The following is a 19,509-nucleotide window of genomic DNA, read 5'->3' on the forward strand; positions in this document are numbered from 1 at the left end:
ACACAGACGAAAATCGCTATTTTCGTCCGGCATGACGATGGTAACACTAAAAAAAGGGAGATTGCATCACTCTGTAGCAAATCAAGACCCTTGACAGGATTTCTCCGTTATCTTTCTACGCGCCGTATAGCGCTTCTCATCGACAACCTAACTTCTGCGCCAGACTCCCCTTTGTTGTTTTCACCTCGCTGGCTACCGCTTCAGGCAAGGCAGACCACAGCGTCAACACTGGCTTCGTTTTATGTTCGATAGCCTCCACGGTAACCTGATAGTCGCAAAAATTCGCCGAACGGGGCGTATTCTGATCCATAATAAACGCAGCGTAATTTCCTTCACTTTTTGACGGCGCCGTTCCGGTGAATAAAACCTTCCAGTACCCGCTGGGAATTTCTACCGTAGCATCTTCTGGCAATGTGGCGATATGCCGCTCAAAAAGGGGGCCGGTCACTACGTGCACTACAGATACATCAGCCTGTTTGGCAAGTTCGCGCACCCGGTTTTCCAGTGCAGCCCATGCTCCCTGATTCAGGGCGGATTTCTGCGGCGTAATATTCGATAAATAATTTAACGACGGCCAGTCCGATACGCCGCCCAATCCTGCCAACGGCGCCTGGTGTCCCCTGTCGACTTTTAATAGCGTATGGGCATTTTTATAGGCGGAAGGGGCCAACGTATCCGAGGGCGGTAAATCGGGGTCCTGCGCCCAGTTCCGCGGGCGACCGCTTGCCTGGCTGGTTTTTGTCACGCTATAGGCAACCCAGTTGGCAAATTTCGTGGCGCTATTATTATTGAGCGTATAGACATGGCGATAGATTGTTTGTTGGCTTCCTCCTTGAGGACAGCCAACGCTACAGTTATCAGGTTGCTGAACGAGTACGTTACGATGGGGTAACTCGGGTGCCGATGTTGTATCCTGGGGAGGATACGATGTAGTACATGCGCTTAATAATACTACGGGCAGTAATTTTAGCAGATTAATGGTTTTATTCATTTTTTCTTCCTTAATAATAACTGCCCTAATAATTCAGGTAGCAATAATTTGGTTATATTACCCTGCCAGCCGTTAGATGCGCTCATCATTAAAGACAACACTATCACGGTAAAAATTAATAACAGATAAACATCGAAGCCATCATAGAAAATGAGCTCAAAAGAATACAACGTGATATTCATATTGATACCAAAAAACATCGTATTATATGCATAATCGTGAAGCCAATAATTTCTCGCACTCAGATAGCGAATGAAAAATGGATATTCAATAATATCTGACGCATGTTTTTCAACACCATTTTTCAACATTAAGGCAACGTATCCTCTCAATGACTCGCTGCTGGCAGGAGTTTAGTTATATTTAAAGGTTTATAAGCACTGCGCATCATGCTGCTGTGCTTATTACTTTGTAAAAATAAGAGTATTCACTTTCATATTCAGGGGTAAAAAGTGAACAAATACAGCTATTGCGCAACGATGATTGCCGCCATACTCAGTACGACCACAATGGCCAATGCCAGTAGCCTTGCTATTTCAGTGGCGAATGATGATGCAGGTATATTTCAACCATCCTTAAATGCCCTTTACGGGCACAAGGCTGCAGACCGGGGTGATTATACTGCCGGGCTCTTTTTAGGCTACAGCCACGATCTCACTGACGCCAGTCAACTCTCTTTTCATATCGCGCAAGATATTTATTCTCCATCAGGCGCCAATAAGAGAAAGCCTGAAGCCGTCAAAGGCGACCGCGCGTTCAGCGCCTTTCTTCATACCGGACTGGAGTGGAATTCATTAGCCACCAATTGGTTACGTTATCGTTTAGGTACCGATATCGGCGTTATTGGTCCTGACGCAGGCGGTCAGGAGGTTCAGAATCGGGCGCATCGAATAATAGGCGCAGAAAAATACCCTGCCTGGCAGGATCAAATTGAAAATCGTTATGGTTATACGGCAAAAGGAATGGTGTCCCTTACGCCAGCTATTGATATTCTGGGTGTCAATGTGGGCTTCTATCCAGAAGTCTCTGCTGTCGGCGGCAATCTCTTCCAGTATTTAGGGTACGGCGCAACCGTTGCGCTGGGAAATGATAAGACCTTCAACTCTGATAATGGGTTTGGGTTACTGTCCCGCCGAGGGTTAATACACACTCAAAAAGAGGGATTGATCTATAAAGTATTTGCTGGCGTTGAGCGCAGGGAAGTTGATAAAAACTACACGTTACAGGGGAAAACGCTGCAAACAAAAATGGAAACGGTGGATATTAATAAAACCGTGGATGAATATCGCGTCGGTGCCACCATCGGCTATTCTCCCGTCGCATTTTCTCTTTCTTTAAACAAAGTCACGTCGGAATTTCGCACCGGAGACGACTATTCTTATATCAACGGCGACATCACCTTCTTCTTCTGAGGCGTCACCGCGGAATAACCGGGTTACGTAACGTAACCCGGTACAATATTACATCTTATAGCCCAGCGTTACCGTAGTGCGGCGATCGGTATGTTCAGGCGCTGATTCAGGCGGCTGCGAGTTCCACGTTAAATTATACCCCACCTTTAGACCAAAATGTTCGTTAATGGCGACATTGAGGGCTGTTTCCGAATTTAGTGTGGTGTCTTCTGCGCCAAATACTGACACCCCCTGTGTAAACTTAGCATTGTCAGTTAACTGCCAGGCATAGCTGCCGGAAGCATAACCCAGCGGCTGCGTTTCAGTGGTATCGTCCGTATGTTCGTCATAGCGAACCCCTGGACCGAATTCAAAACGGAAGCTGTGCACTGGACCATTAAGGAACTGCCGCCCGTAACCGGCGGTCAGTACGTCGCGCTGACGATAACCGTTGAAACGGTCTGTCAGCCAACTGGCCTGGCCAAAGGTATAATCATAATCCGTCATATTAAAACGGTTACGCGCGCCTACCGCATATTTTTCTGAAGAGCGTTCATCATTAGAGGAGGTATTGCTGGCATTGCCCCATAATGACCAGGCGGTACGTTGTCCATACCAGGTCATCGCCGTGTCAGCCGTTAAGGAAGAACTTTTAGTATTGCCTGACTGAGCAAGGTAGCCCGCATTCAGATTACCTTCAAAAGGTTTTTTCGCGGTGGAGGGATCATCCATGACAGTAAAAACGGAATCATCGGCGGCGGCATACAGAGACGCGAACACGCCACCCGCCAGCATAACTACAGCGGGTACTGCCTTCAAAAGCTTCATTTATATAGAGTCCGTACAACTAAAAAAGAGACCACGACGGTCCCGGAAACTTTCATAGGGATCAATGACAAACGCCCCTGGAAAGGTAGCGAATTATAAGAAGCCCCGAATAACATAGCAATCAATTACTATTTCATTTTTTGAATAAGAACCCTCCCGAAGCATTCATTTATTTATATAACTTTACATCGTACTTCTTTAAATAAAGATCCGGAAAATCATATTGTTAATTCCTTCACTTTCCGGGGATTAAGTGCCAGACTGAAATCAGCCTAACAGGAGGTAACGATGGTACGTATCTATACGTTGACGCTTGCGCCCTCTCTCGATAGCGCAACAATCACGCCGCAAATTTATCCCGAAGGTAAACTGCGGTGCTCCGCGCCGGTATTCGAACCCGGCGGCGGGGGTATTAATGTCGCTCGCGCCATTGCGCATCTTGGCGGCACCGCGACCGCAATTTTCCCGGCTGGCGGCGCTACCGGCGAACATCTGGTCGCACTACTGGCTGACGAAAATGTCCCCGTGTCTACCGTCGATGCGAAAGACTGGACGCGTCAGAACCTGCACGTCCACGTCGAGTCCAGCGGCGAACAGTATCGTTTTGTTATGCCCGGCGCCACGCTGGACGATGACGAATTTCGCCAGCTTGAAGAACAGGTACTGGAAATTGAATCCGGGGCAATTCTGGTTATCAGCGGCAGCCTTCCGCCCGGCGTTAAGGTCGAGAAACTCACGCAACTGATTTCCGCCGCGCAGAAGCAAGGCATTCGCTGCATTATTGATAGCTCTGGCGACGCGCTCACCGCTGCGCTGGCGCTTGGCGATATCGAACTGGTGAAACCTAACCTGAAAGAATTGAGCGCGTTGGTTAATCGCGATCTGACGCAACCTGATGATGTGCGTAAAGCGGCCCAGGAATTAGTGCAAAGCGGCAAGGCTCGCCGGGTAGTGGTCTCTCTGGGGCCGCAAGGGGCCCTGGGCATAGACAGTGAGAATTGCATCCAGGTTGTTCCTCCCCCGGTGAAAAGTCAAAGTACTGTCGGCGCGGGCGACAGTATGGTGGGCGCGATGACGTTAAAACTGGCGCAAGACGCGTCGCTGGAAGAGATGGTGCGCTTCGGTGTGGCGGCAGGCAGCGCCGCTACGCTCAATCAAGGTACGCGTCTGTGTTCTCGTGACGATACCCAAAAAATATACGCCTATCTTTCCGCGCAATAATCGTTTCCCCCTCGCCGAGGGGGATACCGGAAAATCGGTTAACGGGCGGCGCATCCGCCGCTGTTAAAAACACAGTTGCTCCCAACGAGGTGAACGATGGCCAGTGGCGATATTACCCGTTATGTTATTACCGTAACCTTCCATGAAGATTCCCTGACCGAGATTAACGAACTCAATAACCATCTGACGCGCAGCGGTTTTTTGCTGACATTAACGGACGATGAAGGGAATGTGCATGAGCTCGGCACCAATACGTTTGGCTTTGTTAGCGCTCAGAGCGCTGATGAAATCAAAGCGCTTGTCGCCGGACTTGCGAAAAGCGCGTTAGATAAGGATGTCGACATTACCGTGGCGACCTGGGAGGCGTGGAGTAAAAACGCACAATAAGTGCCATTCCCGCCGCGGCGCGTCCGCGATGTGCGTTAGTTCGTATTTTTCAACCGCATTTTTGCGCTAACCTTATGATCTGGCAGACAACGTGGGGAGAGACATTATGTGGCAAGCTATCAGTCGTCTTTTAAGCGAGCAAGTCGGTGAAGGCGAAATCGAACTGCGTAATGAACTGCCAGGCGGAGAAGTTCATGCCGCATGGCATTTACGTTATGCAGGCCATGATTTTTTCGTAAAGTGCGATGAACGAGAAATGCTTCGCGGTTTTACCGCTGAAGCCGATCAGCTGGAGCTGCTCTCCCGCAGTAAAACCGTTGTTGTGCCTAAGGTATGGGCGGTAGGTTCGGATCGGGATTACAGCTTTTTAGTCATGGACTACCTCTCGCCCCGCCCGCTGGATGCCCATAATGCGTTTATTCTTGGGCAACAGCTGGCGCGCCTGCACCAATGGAGCGACCAACCTCAATTCGGCCTCGATTTTGATAACGCGCTCTCTACCACGCCGCAGCCGAATACCTGGCAACGCCGTTGGTCGACTTTTTTCGCCGAACAGCGCATTGGCTGGCAGCTTGAACTCGCTGCGGAAAAAGGCATTACCTTTGGTAATATTGACGCCATTGTTGAACATGTTCAGCAACGTCTGGCGTCGCATCAACCGCAGCCTTCTCTTTTGCATGGCGATCTATGGTCGGCGAACTGCGCGCTTGGCCCTGACGGCCCCTATATCTTCGATCCAGCCTGCTATTGGGGCGACAGAGAATGCGATCTGGCGATGCTGCCGCTGCATACCGATCAGCCACCGCAGATTTATGACGGCTATCAGTCCGTTTCGCCGCTACCGCTGGATTTTCTCGACAGGCAGCCGATTTACCAGCTCTACACCCTGCTTAATCGGGCAAGGCTGTTTGGCGGTCAGCACCTGGCTACTGCGCAAAAAGCGATGGATCGGCTGCTTGCGGTATAGGTACAGCCCATGCCGGATACGGGCTATCCGGCATTTTTCAGTTTACATGAAGCCTAACAAGGAAAAGAAAAAGTAGCCGAGCACGATAATAATGACCGGCAAAATATAGAGCGGGAAAAACTGTAAAAAGATGGTATGGTGCGGCACCACGATACGTGACTCTATCTGCTCACGCGTTAGCCCTTCCGCGCCTTTTGCTTTTTCCAGGATCAACTGATCTTCCACGCCTTCACGCAAAAAACGTGACTGGCGGCTCATTCTGGCGCCGGAATCCTGCATCGCCAGCCCGACAAAAATCAGAATAAAAATGAGCCAGAAACCGATATTCAGGCTTCCCTGAAAATTCGGCGTCGGCGAGTTGTACCAAAAAACATTCAGAAACGGCGTATTCACGCGCATCATGTCTATCATTACGTGGGTAAAATCCAGCATTACCGCATTTATCCCCTCCTGCTTTTCACTGTGCGCATACATAAATTTAAGGACTGAGATGAGCGTGGAAAGCAGTGCCGGAATAAAAATAACCCACCCAACAACTCTTTTTAGGATTGCAATGCGTCCAGCTTGTTGATACGTCATGAGTTCCCCTTGATAAAGACGCGTCGTTTTGGCCTAAGTCTACCTGTTGATTCCCGTTTTCGCCTGATCTTTAAGGGCGATATACTAAGAACATGGTCATAATGAACGCTTAATTCGTTATTTTTTAATCTCAACAGGAGAGGTTGTGATGTCAACCCCACGTCAAATTCTTGCTGCAATTTTCGATATGGATGGACTACTGATCGATTCCGAACCGCTCTGGGATCGCGCTGAACTGGACGTAATGGCAAGTTTAGGCGTAGATATTACTCGACGCCATGAGCTGCCAGACACGCTTGGGCTACGCATTGATATGGTTGTCGATCTCTGGTTTGCGCAGCAACCGTGGAACGGCCCCGATCGCCAGGAAGTGACAAACCGTGTTATTGCCCGCGCGATTACGCTTATCGAAGAGACGCGCCCTCTTTTACCGGGTGTGCGTGAGGCCGTGGCGTTGTGTAAAGCGCAGGGGCTATTAGTGGGGCTTGCCTCGGCATCGCCGCTGCATATGCTGGAAAAAGTGCTCACCATGTTTGAGCTGCGCGACAGTTTTGACGCGCTGGCCTCTGCGGAAAAATTGCCCTACAGCAAACCGCACCCGCAGGTCTATCTGGATTGTGCGGCCAAATTAGGCGTTGATCCATTAACCTGCGTGGCGCTGGAGGATTCGGTGAATGGTCTAATCGCGGCAAAGGCGGCGCGAATGCGCGCCATTGTGGTGCCAGCAGAAGAAAACCAGCATGATCCGCGCTTTGCGCTGGCGAATGTCAAACTTAACTCGCTGACAGAGCTGACGGCGGCGCATCTACTCGGTTAAGATGTTTCCGAAACAAAGTCAACGGGCAATTAGCCGCTGAACCAGACGGCAAGCGGCTTTGACAGAGACAAAGAGTTACAACGTCACCACTTCCGCCTACTGTATAAAAACCCTATACTGTATGAATTGACAGTTCAATGGGTTTTATCATGACGGCGGAAGGACATCTTCTTTTTTCTATAGCCAGCGCGGTTTTCGCCAAGAATGCCGAGTTAACGCCCGTCCTTGCGCACGGCGACTGGTGGCATATTATTCCTTCGGCTATTTTGACCTGTCTGCTGCCGGATATCGACCACCCCAAATCTTTTCTTGGTCAGCGCCTGAAATGGGTATCGAAACCGATCGCCCGCGCGTTCGGTCACCGGGGGTTTACCCATAGTCTGCTGGCGGTCTTTGCCCTACTGGCGACCTTTTATCTCAAGGTACCGGATACGTGGATTATCCCGGCAGATGCGCTGCAAGGCATGGTACTTGGCTATTTAAGCCATATCGTCGCGGATATGCTCACCCCCGCAGGCGTTCCCTTACTGTGGCCGTGCCGCTGGCGTTTCCGCCTGCCTATTCTGGCGCCGCGCAAAGGCAATCAACTGGAGCGATTTTTATGTATGGCGTTGTTTGCCTGGGCGGTGTGGATGCCGCAGTCCATGCCGGAAAACAACGTCATACGCTGGTCTTCGCAGATGATCACTATCCTGCAAATGCAGTTCAATCGTTTTATAAATCACCAGATTGATTAGTAAATCAACGCCAAAGTCATTTTTGGTATAAACCATTCCATTTGAATATAAGAGCCAGCTCACAGTTCTGCTAATCTTGCGCGAACAGAATCGCTAAAACACAGCGCTTCATAATAAAAAAATCAGGAGAACGGGGATGAATTTTCCATTAATTGCGAACATTGCGGTGTTCGTCATTCTGCTGTTTGTACTGGCGCAGGCCCGTCATAAACAGTGGAGTCTGGCTAAAAAAGTGCTTGTCGGCCTTGTGATGGGCGTGGTCTTTGGTCTGGCCCTGCACACCATTTATGGCGCTGACAGTCAGGTGTTAAAAGACTCCATTCAGTGGTTCAATATTGTCGGCAACGGCTATGTGCAATTGCTACAAATGATTGTGATGCCGCTGGTATTCGCCTCTATTTTAAGCGCCGTGGCACGACTGCATAACGCCTCTCAATTGGGGAAAATCAGTTTTCTGACTATCGGCACGCTGCTGTTTACTACCCTTATCGCAGCGCTGGTGGGCGTGCTGGTCACCAATCTGTTCGGACTGACGGCGGAAGGTCTGGTTCAGGGCGGCGCGGAAACCGCGCGTCTGAATGCCATTGAGACGAGCTATGTCGGCAAAGTGGCCGATCTCAGCGTGCCGCAACTGGTGCTGTCTTTTGTACCGAAAAATCCGTTTGCGGATCTGACTGGCGCAAATCCTACGTCTATTATCAGCGTGGTGATTTTCGCCGCCTTCCTGGGCGTGGCCGCGCTTAAGCTGCTGAAAGATGATGCGCCAAAAGGCGAGCGTGTGCTTGTTGCTATCGATACCCTGCAAAGCTGGGTAATGAAGCTGGTGCGTCTGGTGATGCAACTTACGCCTTACGGCGTACTGGCGCTGATGACGAAAGTGGTTGCCGGCTCTAATCTGCAGGACATCATTAAGCTTGGAAGCTTCGTGGTAGCGTCATATCTTGGTCTGGCGATAATGTTTGTGGTTCACGGCATACTATTGGGCGTGAACGGGATTAGCCCGCTGAAATATTTCCGCAAGGTGTGGCCGGTGCTGACATTTGCCTTTACCAGCCGCTCCAGCGCCGCCTCCATTCCACTTAATGTCGAAGCGCAAACCCGCCGCCTGGGCGTGCCGGAGTCCATCGCCAGCTTTGCTGCCTCTTTTGGCGCGACCATCGGCCAAAACGGTTGTGCCGGTCTTTATCCTGCGATGTTGGCGGTAATGGTTGCGCCGACGGTCGGCATCAACCCCTTAGACCCCGTATGGATAGCCACGCTGGTGGGTATCGTTACCGTAAGTTCGGCGGGTGTTGCCGGCGTTGGCGGCGGCGCGACCTTCGCCGCGCTGATTGTGCTGCCTGCCATGGGCTTACCGGTCACGCTGGTCGCGCTGTTAATCTCCGTCGAACCGTTGATTGATATGGGCCGTACCGCACTGAACGTGAGCGGCTCAATGACCGCGGGTACGCTGACCAGCCAGTGGCTGAAGCAGACCGATAAAACCATTCTCGATAGCGAAGAAGACGCTGAACTGGCGCATCGATAATACATTATCGGGCGTTCACATCGTCTGAGACACGACGATCGGCAACTCAAAATGTCTGTCACTAAAAACGCCGGTCTCCAGTACCGGCGTTTTGTTTTTTTCTTAGTCAGCGATTTCGTTTTCCTGGCGAACCTGATTCGCCCAACGCTGCGCCGATTCTGGCACGCTAAAGGCGGGCGACCGTTGAAATGACTCCCCCGTCAGAACAAAGGCAACATATTTACCGCGCAGTATCCAGACGTCGCGAAACGTATCCATTTTTATCGCATGTTCCGGCGGCGCGGGTTCAACACGCGGAATATAGCTAATAATCTGGCGATTTTGCTGGCGAAGAGGTTTCATCATTAATGCTTCACTAAAAGAGGCTAAGAGCCTATCCCATTAGGGCTATTTTACTTGCCATTTTGGTCCTGGGCAGTGCTCAAAATCCTCACGTACTACGTGTACGCTCCGGTTTTTGCGCGCTGTCCGTGTCCAAACTGGCTGCGCCAATAACGCCTACTGGGATAGGCTCTAAGGCTAAAAATCAGAAAAACACTATTTTAGCCGATCTTCGCCCCCGACGTCCTGTTCCGCGCGTGCGATTTCCCCGTTGTACCCTGTCTGCCGTTCCGCTCTCCCCCGGCATAATTGCTGAAATGTTCTATAGTTAGAGTGATTTTGACTACTACCACGCCCATTTCAGTGATGAAAGCAGGAGACGAGTTCAATGTCGCATAATGAGAAATCCCCCCATCAGTCCCCCGTGCATGATACCCGTGAATCACAGCCCGGCCTGGACTCCCTGGCGCCGTCAGACGGTTCACATCGCCCCACGCCAGAACCGACGCCGCCGGGCGCGCAACCGACGGCCCCCGGCAGCTTAAAAGCGCCCGAGACCGCGAATGATAAGCTCACCGCCCTCGACACCTTTCGTAAAGGCAGCGAAAATCATGCGCTGACCACCAATCAGGGCGTGCGCATCGCCGACGATCAAAATTCTCTTCGCGCCGGCAGCCGCGGCCCTACGCTGTTGGAAGATTTTATCCTGCGCGAGAAAATTACCCACTTTGACCATGAGCGTATCCCGGAGAGGATCGTTCACGCCCGCGGATCTGCAGCGCACGGCTATTTTCAGCCATATAAGGATCTGAGCGACATCACGAAAGCCGCGTTTCTGTGCGATCCACAGAAAATTACCCCGGTCTTTGTTCGCTTTTCGACAGTACAGGGCGGCGCGGGGTCTGCTGATACCGTACGTGATATCCGCGGTTTTGCGACCAAATTTTATACCGAAGAGGGAATTTTCGATCTCGTCGGTAATAACACGCCGATCTTTTTTATCCAGGATGCGCATAAGTTTCCGGATTTTGTGCACGCCGTTAAGCCCGAACCTCATTGGGCTATTCCGCAAGGACAGAGCGCGCACGACACCTTCTGGGACTATGTTTCCTTACAGCCTGAGACGCTGCACAACGTCATGTGGGCAATGTCGGATCGCGGTATTCCACGGAGTTATCGGACGATGGAAGGGTTCGGCATTCACACCTTCCGTCTGATCAATGCACAAGGGAAAGCGACCTTTGTCCGTTTCCACTGGAAACCGTTGGCAGGTAAAGCCTCGCTGGTGTGGGATGAGTCACAAAAACTGACCGGTCGCGATCCGGATTTTCACCGCCGGGATCTGTGGGAGGCCATCGAAGCGGGCGATTTCCCGGAATACGAGCTGGGCCTACAACTCATTGCCGAAGAGGATGAATTTAAATTCGATTTTGATCTGCTCGATCCGACCAAACTGATTCCGGAAGAGTTGGTGCCAGTACAACGCGTCGGCAAAATGGTGTTAAACCGTAATCCGGATAACTTTTTCGCTGAAAACGAACAGGCGGCATTTCATCCAGGACATATTGTTCCCGGCATTGATTTTACCAACGATCCGCTGTTACAGGGGCGTCTGTTCTCTTATACCGACACGCAAATCAGCCGCCTGGGCGGGCCAAACTTCCACGAAATTCCGATTAACCGCCCTACCTGCCCCTACCATAACTTCCAGCGTGACGGTATGCACCGGATGGATATCGACACCAATCCGGCGAACTATGAACCGAACTCCATTAATGACAACTGGCCGCGCGAAACGCCGCCAGCGCCAAAACGCGGCGGCTTCGAATCATACCAGGAACGCGTGGATGGCAATAAAATCCGCGAACGCAGCCCCTCTTTCGGTGAATATTACGCGCATCCTCGCCTGTTCTGGCTCAGTCAGACGCCGATAGAACAGCAGCATATTATTGACGCGTTCAGCTTTGAACTGGGTAAAGTCGCCCGCGCGTATATTCGGGAGCGGGTGGTCGATCAGTTAGCGCATATTGATGTCACGCTGGCTCAGGGCGTCGCGCATAATCTCGGTTTTGCACTCACCCATGAGCAAACGCAAATTGCCCCGCCTCCTGATGTCAACGGTCTGAAAAAAGATCCGGCGCTCAGCCTGTATGCGGTGCCAGACGGCGATGTTAAAGGTCGCGTGGTCGCTATTCTGCTGAACGACAAGGTTAACGCCGCCGATCTGCTGACCATTTTGCAGGCTTTAAAAGCCAAAGGCGTCCACGCAAAACTGCTCTATTCACGGATGGGTGAAGTAACGGCTGATGACGGTTCAACATTAACGATTGCGGCAACCTTTGCCGGCGCGCCGTCGCTAACGGTCGATGCGGTAATAGTACCGTGCGGCAATATTGCCGATATCGAGAGTTGCGGCGATGCCCGCTACTACCTTCTGGAAGCCTACAAACATCTGAAGCCCATCGCACTGGCAGGCGACGCCCGACGGTTTAAGGCGCTTTTAAACATTGATAGCCAGGGGGAAGAAGGACTTGTTGAGGCAGATAACGTTGACCACCACTTTATGGACACTCTGCTGACGCTGATGGCGGCACACCGTGTCTGGTCGCGTGCGGGGAAAATTAACGCGATTCCTGCATAAACGGCAAAAAATGCGGCGCATTCTTGCGCCGCAAACTCAGGAGCTAAATATCAAGAAAACTGCCAGGACGATATCCACGTTCCGCAATCGCTGCCTTGAGTGACGCAGACGTCAACACCTCCAGTTCAGTTAAGCGGGGGTAACAATAGGCGCTCTGGCGAATAATGTTGTCCACAAACGCCGGATGACACATCACCTCCAGAGAGGCTTCTCCTCGATGCGCCGAGGCATCCAGAATGCGTAAAAAGCACGCTTCGGTGATCTCCTCGCCGTAAAATTCACTACTAAATCCTTGAGTGCTGCGCAAATCCGACGGCAGATCGTCGGCGTTCAACACCGTCTGGCGGTCAATACGTAACGCAATCCCGCGCTGCGCCGCAAAGCGGGCGACGATGGGGAAAATTTGCGGGAACATATGCACATGATGGTGACTGTCGAGATGCGTTGGCTCGCGGCCAAATACGTCGATGAAACGCTGATACTGACACGCCAGTTCATGCGCAATTTCATCCAGCGGAAGCGTATCCTCCTCCGCCATTTGCCAGATCCATTTCCCTAACAGGCCGTCTCGCGTCAGGCCCGGCATCTCTGACACCGGTTTGCCTAACGTCAAAACAAAATGCATTCCCACCCCAAGCGCAGGCAGCTCGCGGCTAAGCTGCGCCGCATGGTCAATAGCCTCGCCATTGACCAGCGCCGTCGTGGAGGTCACAACGCCGTTGCGATATGCTTCAACAATGCCGTAATTTTGCCCTTTACTCAGGCCAAAATCATCGGCATTCACAATCAACACGCGTTCCATAGCCTACCTCTGTCAGTGGTGCTTACCTTTAAGCGCTTCGATGCAAGCGGCAAAATTAGGCAGCCATTTTTCATGCGCCAGAATGAGCTCACGCGCCAGGACTTCTGCGTCGCGGTCGGAATGCACCAGCGGACTCAGGTTAAGCGCCAGCAGCACATCATTAAAGTTTCCGCTCAGCGCCGCATTGCTGGCCGTGACCTCAAATCCTTTAATAGTGTGGATAAGCCCCAGCACTTTTTCGTCAAAACGGGTGATACGCGGGTGCGGCGTCGCGCCATTGCGTCCCAGAATGCAGGTCATTTCCACCGCCCAGTCCGCCGGGATATTCTCGACATGCCCATGATGTGGAATATTAACGTAATGCTCAGTCTGCTTGTCATTATAAATAGCGTTAATGACTTCACAAGCGGCATCGGAATAATAAGCGCCGCCGCGTTGTTCAAGCTCTTTCGGCTTCACGTTTAGCTCAGGATTTTTGTACAAGTCGAAGAGTTGTTTCTCCACTTTTTGTACGACCTGAGCGCGCGCGCCGCCTTTGTAATATTCGCCCATTTCAATCGCCAGCATCTCTTTTTGCTTGAAGTAATACAACAAATAAGAGCACGGCAGCATGTTCAGCGAGCGAATCAATCCTTCACTAAACGGCAGATCAAAGATATTTTTTACGGTTGACGCTTTCAACTGACCGGACGCCACGCCATCCAGTAATTCTGCGAACCGTGAGGTGCCATTCACCAGCACATCTTTAATAAAGACCATATGGTTTAGACCAAACAGGTCAATGGAAAGATCGTCATTCTCATTCAGCGCCAGCACGTCATGAATAAACATTTTCATGCCGACAGGAATATTACATACGCCAATGAACTTTTTAAAGTTGGTATGACGATAAACCGCTTCCGTCACCATCCCCGCCGGATTAGTAAAGTTAATGACCCACGCATTCGGACATAATTCTTCAACATCTTTAATGATGTCAAAAATAACCGGAATGGTACGCAACCCTTTAAATAAACCGCCAGCGCCGTTGGTTTCTTGCCCCAGATAGCCGTGGCTAAGCGGGATACGCTCGTCCAGTTCACGGGCTTTGAGTTGACCAACGCGTAGCTGGGTAGTAACAAAATTAGCGTCTTTCAGCGCTTCCCGGCGATCCAGCGTTTTATACAATTTTAGCGGAACGCCTGCTTTATCAATCATTCGCTGGCAGAGATCATAAATAATGCCCAGCTTCTCTTTCCCGCCTTCAACGTCAACCAGCCATAATTCGGTGACAGGTAATTCATGGTAGCGTTTAATAAAGCCTTCAAGTAATTCAGGGGTGTAGCTGCTCCCGCCACCAATAGTGACGACTTTTAATTTCTGGCTCATAATATCTCCCTTCAGTGTATGACACTGATATGTATTACGCTATGCCCGCTCGTAAGAAATAGCGTGACGTTCCCCGCGCTATTGGGGCAAGCGTGAAATGTAACTAATCGAGCAATGTAAACCGTTACTCATTAATTTCCGTCAATCGCTTCCGATAACTATTCGGCGTGAATGAGGTCATCTTCTTAAACGTTTTAATAAACAGACTTGGACTGCTATACCCGGCTTCATAAGCAATATCCGTAACCGAATAGTTGGTCATTTCCAACTGTTTCTTGGCAAAATTAATGCGAATCTCATTAATGATTTGCATCGGCGTTTTGCTGTAATAACGTCGGGTGGCGCGCGTCAGATACTCCTGGGATTTTGCCGACAGGCGCACCATATTTTCCAGCGCATGTTCGCCAAACTGCGTTTTATCATGCATTATCTCCACGGTTGCTTTCAGCCATTGTGGAATATCATCATAAACCTGCTCTTCGCGGTAATGACGTAAGCGGTTTATAATATAAAATGTCACCACTTCGATAAATTCGTCGAGCCCATTGCCGCGAAAATTCAACGACGCAATCACCGTTTCAATATAGGTAAGGAAGGTGCTATTCGCCCTGTATACCTGCGATGCCACAAAACAAAACGGCAGTAACGGAAGATAATGCTGTTCAAAAAAACGTTTACTAATTCCTACGTTCAGAATACGCGTTGCGCCAAACTCATAGAAACTTTGGTGATTCGACCCCACCGGGATAAAAACAAAATCTCCACGTTCCAGCAGCACACGCTTCCCGTTAATCTCCTGGTAATAACGTCCGGTTAATACCAGGGTAAATTCATAGTAGTCGTGCTGATGCAGCCCGGTGACGCTTTCCGTCTTGTTATAGATAAACACATGGAAATTTTTGCCATTGAAGAGCTGCTGCTCATAAACCGTTTTGATTTCCGTTGCGTTAACCTGTAGCTGCATCATCCGCCCCCTGTTATTTCAGTTTCTCATGGAGCTCAATCAACTCAGCGATCAGTTCACGAGCCAGCATTGAGGTCATCAAATGATCCTGAGCGTGAACCAGGACCAGACTGACTTTCATTTTGCCTTCGCCCTGATCGCCTTCGATGAGTTTTGTCTGCACAAGATGCGCTTCATTGAGCGCTATGCGCGACTGGTCCATCATCGCTTTCGCCGCCTCAAAATCGCCTTCTTTCGCTTTTCTGAGCGCGCCATATGCCAGGCTGCGCGCCTGACCAGAATTGATGATAAGCCCCATAACGACTTCTTCGAGTTCCTCAGCCGCTGTCTGGTTATCTACAACATTTTCAAGATCAAACATAGTCTTTCCTCTGATTCAGCCCGGCATGGCATCCCATGCCGGCGCGGAGTTTAGAATTTCAGTGCGTTAGCGATATCTTCTTCGCTTTCTTCCTGCTCGATGGCGTTCTGCGCTTTGTTAGCCACCACCACGAAGGGGAGATAAATCAGGGTAGCGACCGCCAGGTTAAATAGCGCAACCAGCAACGCGGCGACACTGCCGTTGGTGTTAAAGAACGCCCCCAACCCGGTTGGCATGGTCCACGGCGCAATATTGGTAATCGGCGGAATAATACCCAAATAGTAAGCCACCAGCGTAATCGCCGCCAGAATCGGCTGAACCAGAATGAAGGGGATAAACATCACCGGGTTCATAATAATCGGCAGGCCAAACAGGATGGGTTCGTTAATCTGGAAGATACCTGACGGCAGCGCCAGTTTTGCCACCTGGCGATAGTCCGCGCGACGGGATGCCAGGAAGATAGCGATGATCAGACCCAGCGTTGCGCCGCTACCACCGAGGAAGATATAAGAATCCAGCATCGGTTTCGCCCAGATATGGAACGTTTTACCGGCTTCCAGTGCCGCATCGACGGAGCCATACTGCTGGTAAATAGAGATGTTTTCCAGCGCCCAGGGCGTCATGATGCCGCTGTCCAGCGCGGTCAGCGCCAGCGAACCATGAATACCAAAGAACCACAGCAGCGGTACAAAAATGACATATGCCCACCCTACCACGCTACCCAGCGATGCCAGCGGCGTAGAGATAGTGTCCATAATAATCTGATGGAAGTTAGAACCGTAATTAGACAGCGCCCAGGAAATAATCCCCATAATAGAGAGAATAATAAAGCCGGGAATTAATGCTGAGAATGAACGAGACACCGAAGCCGGTACGCTGTCCGGTAGCTTAATCACCCAGTTGCGCCGGACAATAAATGTAAACATCTCCGCGACCACCAGGCCAATAATAATACCGGAGATAATATTTGCACCACCCAGCCAGTTAGCGCCTACGGCATAGGCCTCGCCGACACTATACGGCGTTACGGTCATAAATGCCGCCACGGAAAGCAATCCGGCGGCCAGCGCATCAACCTTGCGCTCTTCCGCCAGCGCCATGCCGATAAAAAATGGCGCCATGAGCGACATAATGCCCAATGTGCCGTTATAGACGTTCCCGCCGATGCCTTTCAATCCATTAAGTGTTTCAATGGTTGAGGCATCAAGCCGAATGCCCATGGAATAAAAAAACGACCCCTCCCCAAAGCTCAGGAAAACGTTATTAATTAATACAAACATCGCCCCCGCAAGGGTTAATGGCATTAAACGAATAAAGCCGTTCTTGATTGCATTAACGTGTGGCTGCTTTCCTATTTTTACAGCAAAAGGAAGGAGTACCTTTTCAAGTGAAGCAATAACGTTACTCATAGAAAAATACCCTTAAATACCGCAATAAAATATTGCGGTTAGTGTATGAAATAACTCTTTGACGGGAAAAATTAAAAAATAATTAATTCGCGGCGGCTTTTTTAATTGCCGCTACCGCAGCTTTAAGCACGCCTAAACCATCTACCTTGCCGTACAACATTGAATCAATGACTTCTACCGGTTTACCAGGTAATAAACGCTGAATTTCGGGGAGCATATAAGCAATTTGCGGGCCTAATAACACGACGTCCGCTGCCGGGCCTTTTTCACCGGCCAGGGTTTCAGGGAATGCTTCAATAATCACCGGCACTTCATATTTTTCAGCCTGAGCGCGCATTTTTGATACCAGTAACGATGTTGACATGCCCGCAGAACAAAACAGATAAATGTGTTTCTTTTCCATAAAAACCTTCCTCATGTGCGATTATCTGTCAACCAGATACGCCGCAAGCCTCAACCTGCATCCATACTCTGGGCGACTTGCGTAACCGGATTTACTTTTTTAGGTGGCTGAAATGAGTATACGGGATCGGACCGCCGGATGGTATTTCCTTGACCCACTAAATTGTCTCTCATTGACCTAGCGTTATGACCCCCCTCACATTTCGGGTAAATAATTCGCGATAATAAATAAGGTTATGGCAGGCGCAAAAAAACCGGCTCGCAGGCCGGTTTCCTTGAATGTTCAGGCAATGTACAGTTGTTACTGCTTCGGCGCCTGTGGGTCAGTGTCGTACTCCGCACAGGTCTGGTAGCCGGAGTTAATCACGTGCCCAGTATCATCCAGCGCAACAAAGTAGGTTTCCGCTTTACCATCACGTTGACCCAGGATGTAGGTCTGACAGGTACCGCGCGCATGAATCATGCTCACTTCAGATGACGGTTTGCCCGCAATCTGCGCAACCTGCGCCCTGCTCATTCCTTTTTTAACATCTTTAACGACAGGCTCAACAAATTGGTCTTTTGTACGATCATAAGCCGTACAGCCTGCCAGCATAGTCATTACCGCCGCTGCGCTTAAAATTCCTGCTACGTTCTTGTTCATTTTCCGTCCTCTTGTTTATCAGCGTGTTATGTAAGCCTGGAATACATCAGAACATTTTTCAAGCCGCGCCTCGCCACAAAAAGCCTTTCGGAAAATTCTCTAACGCGGCGATATGTTGTTTTAAACACCGCTTAGCCCGCCAAACCTTGTCGTTTCAGCGGCGAAGGGTTAGCTTTAACAGGGTAAAGATTCATTTTTTTAATGTCGAAGGGGGTTAAATGACTCTGCAGCAAGAGATAATCCAGGCGCTTGGCGCGAAACCACATATCAACCCTGAAGAAGAAATTCGCCGCAGCGTGGATTTTCTTAAAGCGTACCTGAAAACCTATCCCTTTTTGAAATCACTGGTGTTAGGCATCAGCGGCGGGCAGGATTCGACGCTGGCCGGGAAACTCAGCCAGATGGCTATCGCCGAATTGCGGGAAGAGACTGGTGATAATGCGCTGCAGTTTATCGCCGTTCGTCTGCCTTATGGCGTGCAGGCCGATGAACAGGATTGCCAGGACGCCATTGCTTTTATTCAGCCGGACAGAGTACTCACCGTCAATATTAAAGGCGCCGTCCTCGCCAGCGAACAGGCGCTGCGCGAAGCGGGAATTGAGCTGAGCGATTTTGTTCGCGGCAATGAAAAAGCGCGTGAGCGAATGAAAGCGCAATATAGCATCGCCGGTATGACTCACGGCGTCGTGGTGGGCACCGACCATGCGGCGGAAGCGATAACCGGGTTCTTCACCAAATATGGCGATGGCGGTACCGACATTAACCCGCTTCATCGCCTTAACAAACGCCAGGGCAAACAGCTTCTCGCAGCGCTGGGCTGTCCTGAGCATCTGTATAAAAAAGTCCCCACCGCCGATTTGGAAGACGACCGCCCTTCACTGCCTGATGAAGCCGCGCTGGGCGTAACGTATGACAATATTGACGATTATCTGGAAGGCAAAACGCTGGACTCCGCCATCGCTAAAACTATCGAAGGCTGGTATGTAAAAACTGAACATAAGCGCCGTTTACCGATTACGGTATTCGACGACTTTTGGAAAAAGTAAGCGTACTTCTACTGTTGTGCCGGATATCGCTCGTCTATCCGGCCGCCTCTCTTCCCAGCCTCTTTTTTAATCACCCATCCGCTGTTATACTGGATGAATAACCAGT

The 19,509-nt window shown here is 50.4% G+C and carries 21 protein-coding genes; 9 read left to right on the top strand and 12 right to left on the bottom strand.

The window, feature by feature from the left end; translation table 11 throughout:
• Positions 1 to 136: 136 nt before the first annotated feature.
• Both NAZ64_RS02935 and NAZ64_RS02940 read right to left on the bottom strand, forming a co-directional pair.
• On the bottom strand, positions 137 to 991 hold the full coding sequence (locus tag NAZ64_RS02935; RefSeq protein WP_001044093.1) for a DNA/RNA non-specific endonuclease: 855 nt from the start codon (positions 989 to 991) through the stop codon (positions 137 to 139).
• Positions 988 to 1,302: a hypothetical protein gene (locus NAZ64_RS02940; protein ID WP_023226933.1), complete on the bottom strand. Its 315-nt coding sequence runs from the start codon at positions 1,300 to 1,302 to the stop codon at positions 988 to 990. Before NAZ64_RS02940 ends, NAZ64_RS02935 begins: the two co-directional genes overlap by 4 nt.
• A gap of 141 nt (positions 1,303 to 1,443) precedes the next feature.
• Here NAZ64_RS02940 and NAZ64_RS02945 point away from each other — a divergent pair, with 141 nt between their 5' ends.
• Positions 1,444 to 2,403, top strand: a complete 960-nt coding sequence (locus tag NAZ64_RS02945; protein ID WP_001046434.1) for a lipid A deacylase LpxR family protein — start codon at positions 1,444 to 1,446, stop codon at positions 2,401 to 2,403.
• A gap of 48 nt (positions 2,404 to 2,451) precedes the next feature.
• Here the strand turns inward: NAZ64_RS02945 and NAZ64_RS02950 are convergent, their stop codons facing one another.
• A complete protein-coding gene (locus NAZ64_RS02950; protein ID WP_000770981.1) occupies positions 2,452 to 3,210 on the bottom strand; it encodes a DUF481 domain-containing protein in 759 nt (252 codons plus the stop codon).
• 288 nt (positions 3,211 to 3,498) lie between these two features.
• Between NAZ64_RS02950 and pfkB the strand changes: the two genes are divergently transcribed.
• From pfkB to NAZ64_RS02965, 3 genes are all read left to right on the top strand, one after another.
• A complete protein-coding gene (gene pfkB, locus NAZ64_RS02955) occupies positions 3,499 to 4,431 on the top strand; it encodes a 6-phosphofructokinase II (RefSeq protein WP_000251707.1) in 933 nt (310 codons plus the stop codon).
• Positions 4,432 to 4,527: 96 nt separating this feature from the next.
• The gene (locus NAZ64_RS02960) at positions 4,528 to 4,818 is read left to right on the top strand and encodes a type V toxin-antitoxin system endoribonuclease antitoxin GhoS (RefSeq protein ID WP_000146133.1); all 291 of its coding nucleotides are present in this window, start codon (positions 4,528 to 4,530) and stop codon (positions 4,816 to 4,818) included.
• Positions 4,819 to 4,924: 106 nt separating this feature from the next.
• Positions 4,925 to 5,785, top strand: coding sequence for a fructosamine kinase family protein (locus NAZ64_RS02965; RefSeq protein WP_000267686.1), 861 nt, complete (start codon positions 4,925 to 4,927; stop codon positions 5,783 to 5,785).
• Positions 5,786 to 5,827: 42 nt separating this feature from the next.
• Here the strand turns inward: NAZ64_RS02965 and NAZ64_RS02970 are convergent, their stop codons facing one another.
• Positions 5,828 to 6,364 (bottom strand): YniB family protein, encoded by a 537-nt coding sequence (locus NAZ64_RS02970; RefSeq protein WP_000222158.1) that lies wholly within the window; start codon positions 6,362 to 6,364, stop codon positions 5,828 to 5,830.
• A gap of 148 nt (positions 6,365 to 6,512) precedes the next feature.
• On the opposite strand from NAZ64_RS02970, the gene hxpB reads away from it, so the two are divergent.
• The 3 genes from hxpB (at position 6,513) to tcyP (ending at position 9,446) form a co-directional block, all read left to right on the top strand.
• Positions 6,513 to 7,181, top strand: a complete 669-nt coding sequence (hxpB, locus tag NAZ64_RS02975; protein ID WP_000106847.1) for a hexitol phosphatase HxpB — start codon at positions 6,513 to 6,515, stop codon at positions 7,179 to 7,181.
• A 137-nt stretch (positions 7,182 to 7,318) separates the two neighbouring features.
• Positions 7,319 to 7,918: a metal-dependent hydrolase gene (locus NAZ64_RS02980; RefSeq protein ID WP_000505804.1), complete on the top strand. Its 600-nt coding sequence runs from the start codon at positions 7,319 to 7,321 to the stop codon at positions 7,916 to 7,918.
• A gap of 136 nt (positions 7,919 to 8,054) precedes the next feature.
• Positions 8,055 to 9,446, top strand: coding sequence for a cystine/sulfocysteine:cation symporter (gene tcyP, locus NAZ64_RS02985; RefSeq protein ID WP_001010662.1), 1,392 nt, complete (start codon positions 8,055 to 8,057; stop codon positions 9,444 to 9,446).
• A 102-nt stretch (positions 9,447 to 9,548) separates the two neighbouring features.
• Here the strand turns inward: tcyP and cedA are convergent, their stop codons facing one another.
• Positions 9,549 to 9,791, bottom strand: coding sequence for a cell division activator CedA (cedA, locus tag NAZ64_RS02990; protein WP_000977510.1), 243 nt, complete (start codon positions 9,789 to 9,791; stop codon positions 9,549 to 9,551).
• A gap of 364 nt (positions 9,792 to 10,155) precedes the next feature.
• Here cedA and katE point away from each other — a divergent pair, with 364 nt between their 5' ends.
• Positions 10,156 to 12,408: a catalase HPII gene (gene katE / locus NAZ64_RS02995; RefSeq protein WP_000019114.1), complete on the top strand. Its 2,253-nt coding sequence runs from the start codon at positions 10,156 to 10,158 to the stop codon at positions 12,406 to 12,408.
• A gap of 43 nt (positions 12,409 to 12,451) precedes the next feature.
• On the opposite strand, the gene chbG is transcribed toward katE, so the two are convergent.
• The 7 genes from chbG to osmE all read right to left on the bottom strand — a co-directional run bounded on the left by chbG (position 12,452) and on the right by osmE (position 18,357).
• The gene (gene chbG, locus NAZ64_RS03000) at positions 12,452 to 13,210 is read right to left on the bottom strand and encodes a chitin disaccharide deacetylase (RefSeq protein ID WP_000442730.1); all 759 of its coding nucleotides are present in this window, start codon (positions 13,208 to 13,210) and stop codon (positions 12,452 to 12,454) included.
• A gap of 12 nt (positions 13,211 to 13,222) precedes the next feature.
• Positions 13,223 to 14,578, bottom strand: coding sequence for a 6-phospho-beta-glucosidase (locus NAZ64_RS03005; protein ID WP_483640870.1), 1,356 nt, complete (start codon positions 14,576 to 14,578; stop codon positions 13,223 to 13,225).
• 124 nt (positions 14,579 to 14,702) lie between these two features.
• Positions 14,703 to 15,545 (bottom strand): transcriptional regulator ChbR, encoded by an 843-nt coding sequence (chbR, locus tag NAZ64_RS03010; RefSeq protein ID WP_000983393.1) that lies wholly within the window; start codon positions 15,543 to 15,545, stop codon positions 14,703 to 14,705.
• Between the two features lie 10 nt (positions 15,546 to 15,555).
• A complete protein-coding gene (chbA, locus tag NAZ64_RS03015) occupies positions 15,556 to 15,903 on the bottom strand; it encodes a PTS N,N'-diacetylchitobiose transporter subunit IIA (protein ID WP_000459883.1) in 348 nt (115 codons plus the stop codon).
• Between the two features lie 50 nt (positions 15,904 to 15,953).
• A complete protein-coding gene (gene chbC / locus NAZ64_RS03020) occupies positions 15,954 to 17,312 on the bottom strand; it encodes a PTS N,N'-diacetylchitobiose transporter subunit IIC (RefSeq protein ID WP_000073064.1) in 1,359 nt (452 codons plus the stop codon).
• A gap of 82 nt (positions 17,313 to 17,394) precedes the next feature.
• A complete protein-coding gene (gene chbB / locus NAZ64_RS03025; RefSeq protein WP_000412161.1) occupies positions 17,395 to 17,715 on the bottom strand; it encodes a PTS N,N'-diacetylchitobiose transporter subunit IIB in 321 nt (106 codons plus the stop codon).
• A gap of 300 nt (positions 17,716 to 18,015) precedes the next feature.
• Positions 18,016 to 18,357 carry an osmotically-inducible lipoprotein OsmE gene (gene osmE, locus NAZ64_RS03030; RefSeq protein ID WP_001039301.1) on the bottom strand — a complete coding sequence of 114 codons (342 nt, stop codon included), beginning with the start codon at positions 18,355 to 18,357 and terminating at the stop codon, positions 18,016 to 18,018.
• A 218-nt stretch (positions 18,358 to 18,575) separates the two neighbouring features.
• On the opposite strand from osmE, the gene nadE reads away from it, so the two are divergent.
• Positions 18,576 to 19,403, top strand: a complete 828-nt coding sequence (gene nadE, locus NAZ64_RS03035) for an ammonia-dependent NAD(+) synthetase (protein ID WP_000174982.1) — start codon at positions 18,576 to 18,578, stop codon at positions 19,401 to 19,403.
• The last annotated feature ends 106 nt before the right edge of the window (positions 19,404 to 19,509 follow it).

The organism is Salmonella sp. A1325, from assembly GCF_056991255.1.

Coding starts and splice junctions, on each gene's coding strand:
- NAZ64_RS02935 (WP_001044093.1), bottom strand. CDS start 991: ATGAATAAAACCATTAATCTGCTAAAATTACTGCCCGTAGTATTATTA.
- NAZ64_RS02940 (WP_023226933.1), bottom strand. CDS start 1,302: ATGTTGAAAAATGGTGTTGAAAAACATGCGTCAGATATTATTGAATAT.
- NAZ64_RS02950 (WP_000770981.1), bottom strand. CDS start 3,210: ATGAAGCTTTTGAAGGCAGTACCCGCTGTAGTTATGCTGGCGGGTGGC.
- pfkB (WP_000251707.1), top strand. CDS start 3,499: ATGGTACGTATCTATACGTTGACGCTTGCGCCCTCTCTCGATAGCGCA.
- NAZ64_RS02960 (WP_000146133.1), top strand. CDS start 4,528: ATGGCCAGTGGCGATATTACCCGTTATGTTATTACCGTAACCTTCCAT.
- NAZ64_RS02965 (WP_000267686.1), top strand. CDS start 4,925: ATGTGGCAAGCTATCAGTCGTCTTTTAAGCGAGCAAGTCGGTGAAGGC.
- NAZ64_RS02970 (WP_000222158.1), bottom strand. CDS start 6,364: ATGACGTATCAACAAGCTGGACGCATTGCAATCCTAAAAAGAGTTGTT.
- hxpB (WP_000106847.1), top strand. CDS start 6,513: ATGTCAACCCCACGTCAAATTCTTGCTGCAATTTTCGATATGGATGGA.
- NAZ64_RS02980 (WP_000505804.1), top strand. CDS start 7,319: ATGGGTTTTATCATGACGGCGGAAGGACATCTTCTTTTTTCTATAGCC.
- tcyP (WP_001010662.1), top strand. CDS start 8,055: ATGAATTTTCCATTAATTGCGAACATTGCGGTGTTCGTCATTCTGCTG.
- cedA (WP_000977510.1), bottom strand. CDS start 9,791: ATGATGAAACCTCTTCGCCAGCAAAATCGCCAGATTATTAGCTATATT.
- katE (WP_000019114.1), top strand. CDS start 10,156: ATGTCGCATAATGAGAAATCCCCCCATCAGTCCCCCGTGCATGATACC.
- chbG (WP_000442730.1), bottom strand. CDS start 13,210: ATGGAACGCGTGTTGATTGTGAATGCCGATGATTTTGGCCTGAGTAAA.
- NAZ64_RS03005 (WP_483640870.1), bottom strand. CDS start 14,578: ATGAGCCAGAAATTAAAAGTCGTCACTATTGGTGGCGGGAGCAGCTAC.
- chbR (WP_000983393.1), bottom strand. CDS start 15,545: ATGATGCAGCTACAGGTTAACGCAACGGAAATCAAAACGGTTTATGAG.
- chbA (WP_000459883.1), bottom strand. CDS start 15,903: ATGTTTGATCTTGAAAATGTTGTAGATAACCAGACAGCGGCTGAGGAA.
- chbC (WP_000073064.1), bottom strand. CDS start 17,312: ATGAGTAACGTTATTGCTTCACTTGAAAAGGTACTCCTTCCTTTTGCT.
- chbB (WP_000412161.1), bottom strand. CDS start 17,715: ATGGAAAAGAAACACATTTATCTGTTTTGTTCTGCGGGCATGTCAACA.
- osmE (WP_001039301.1), bottom strand. CDS start 18,357: ATGAACAAGAACGTAGCAGGAATTTTAAGCGCAGCGGCGGTAATGACT.
- nadE (WP_000174982.1), top strand. CDS start 18,576: ATGACTCTGCAGCAAGAGATAATCCAGGCGCTTGGCGCGAAACCACAT.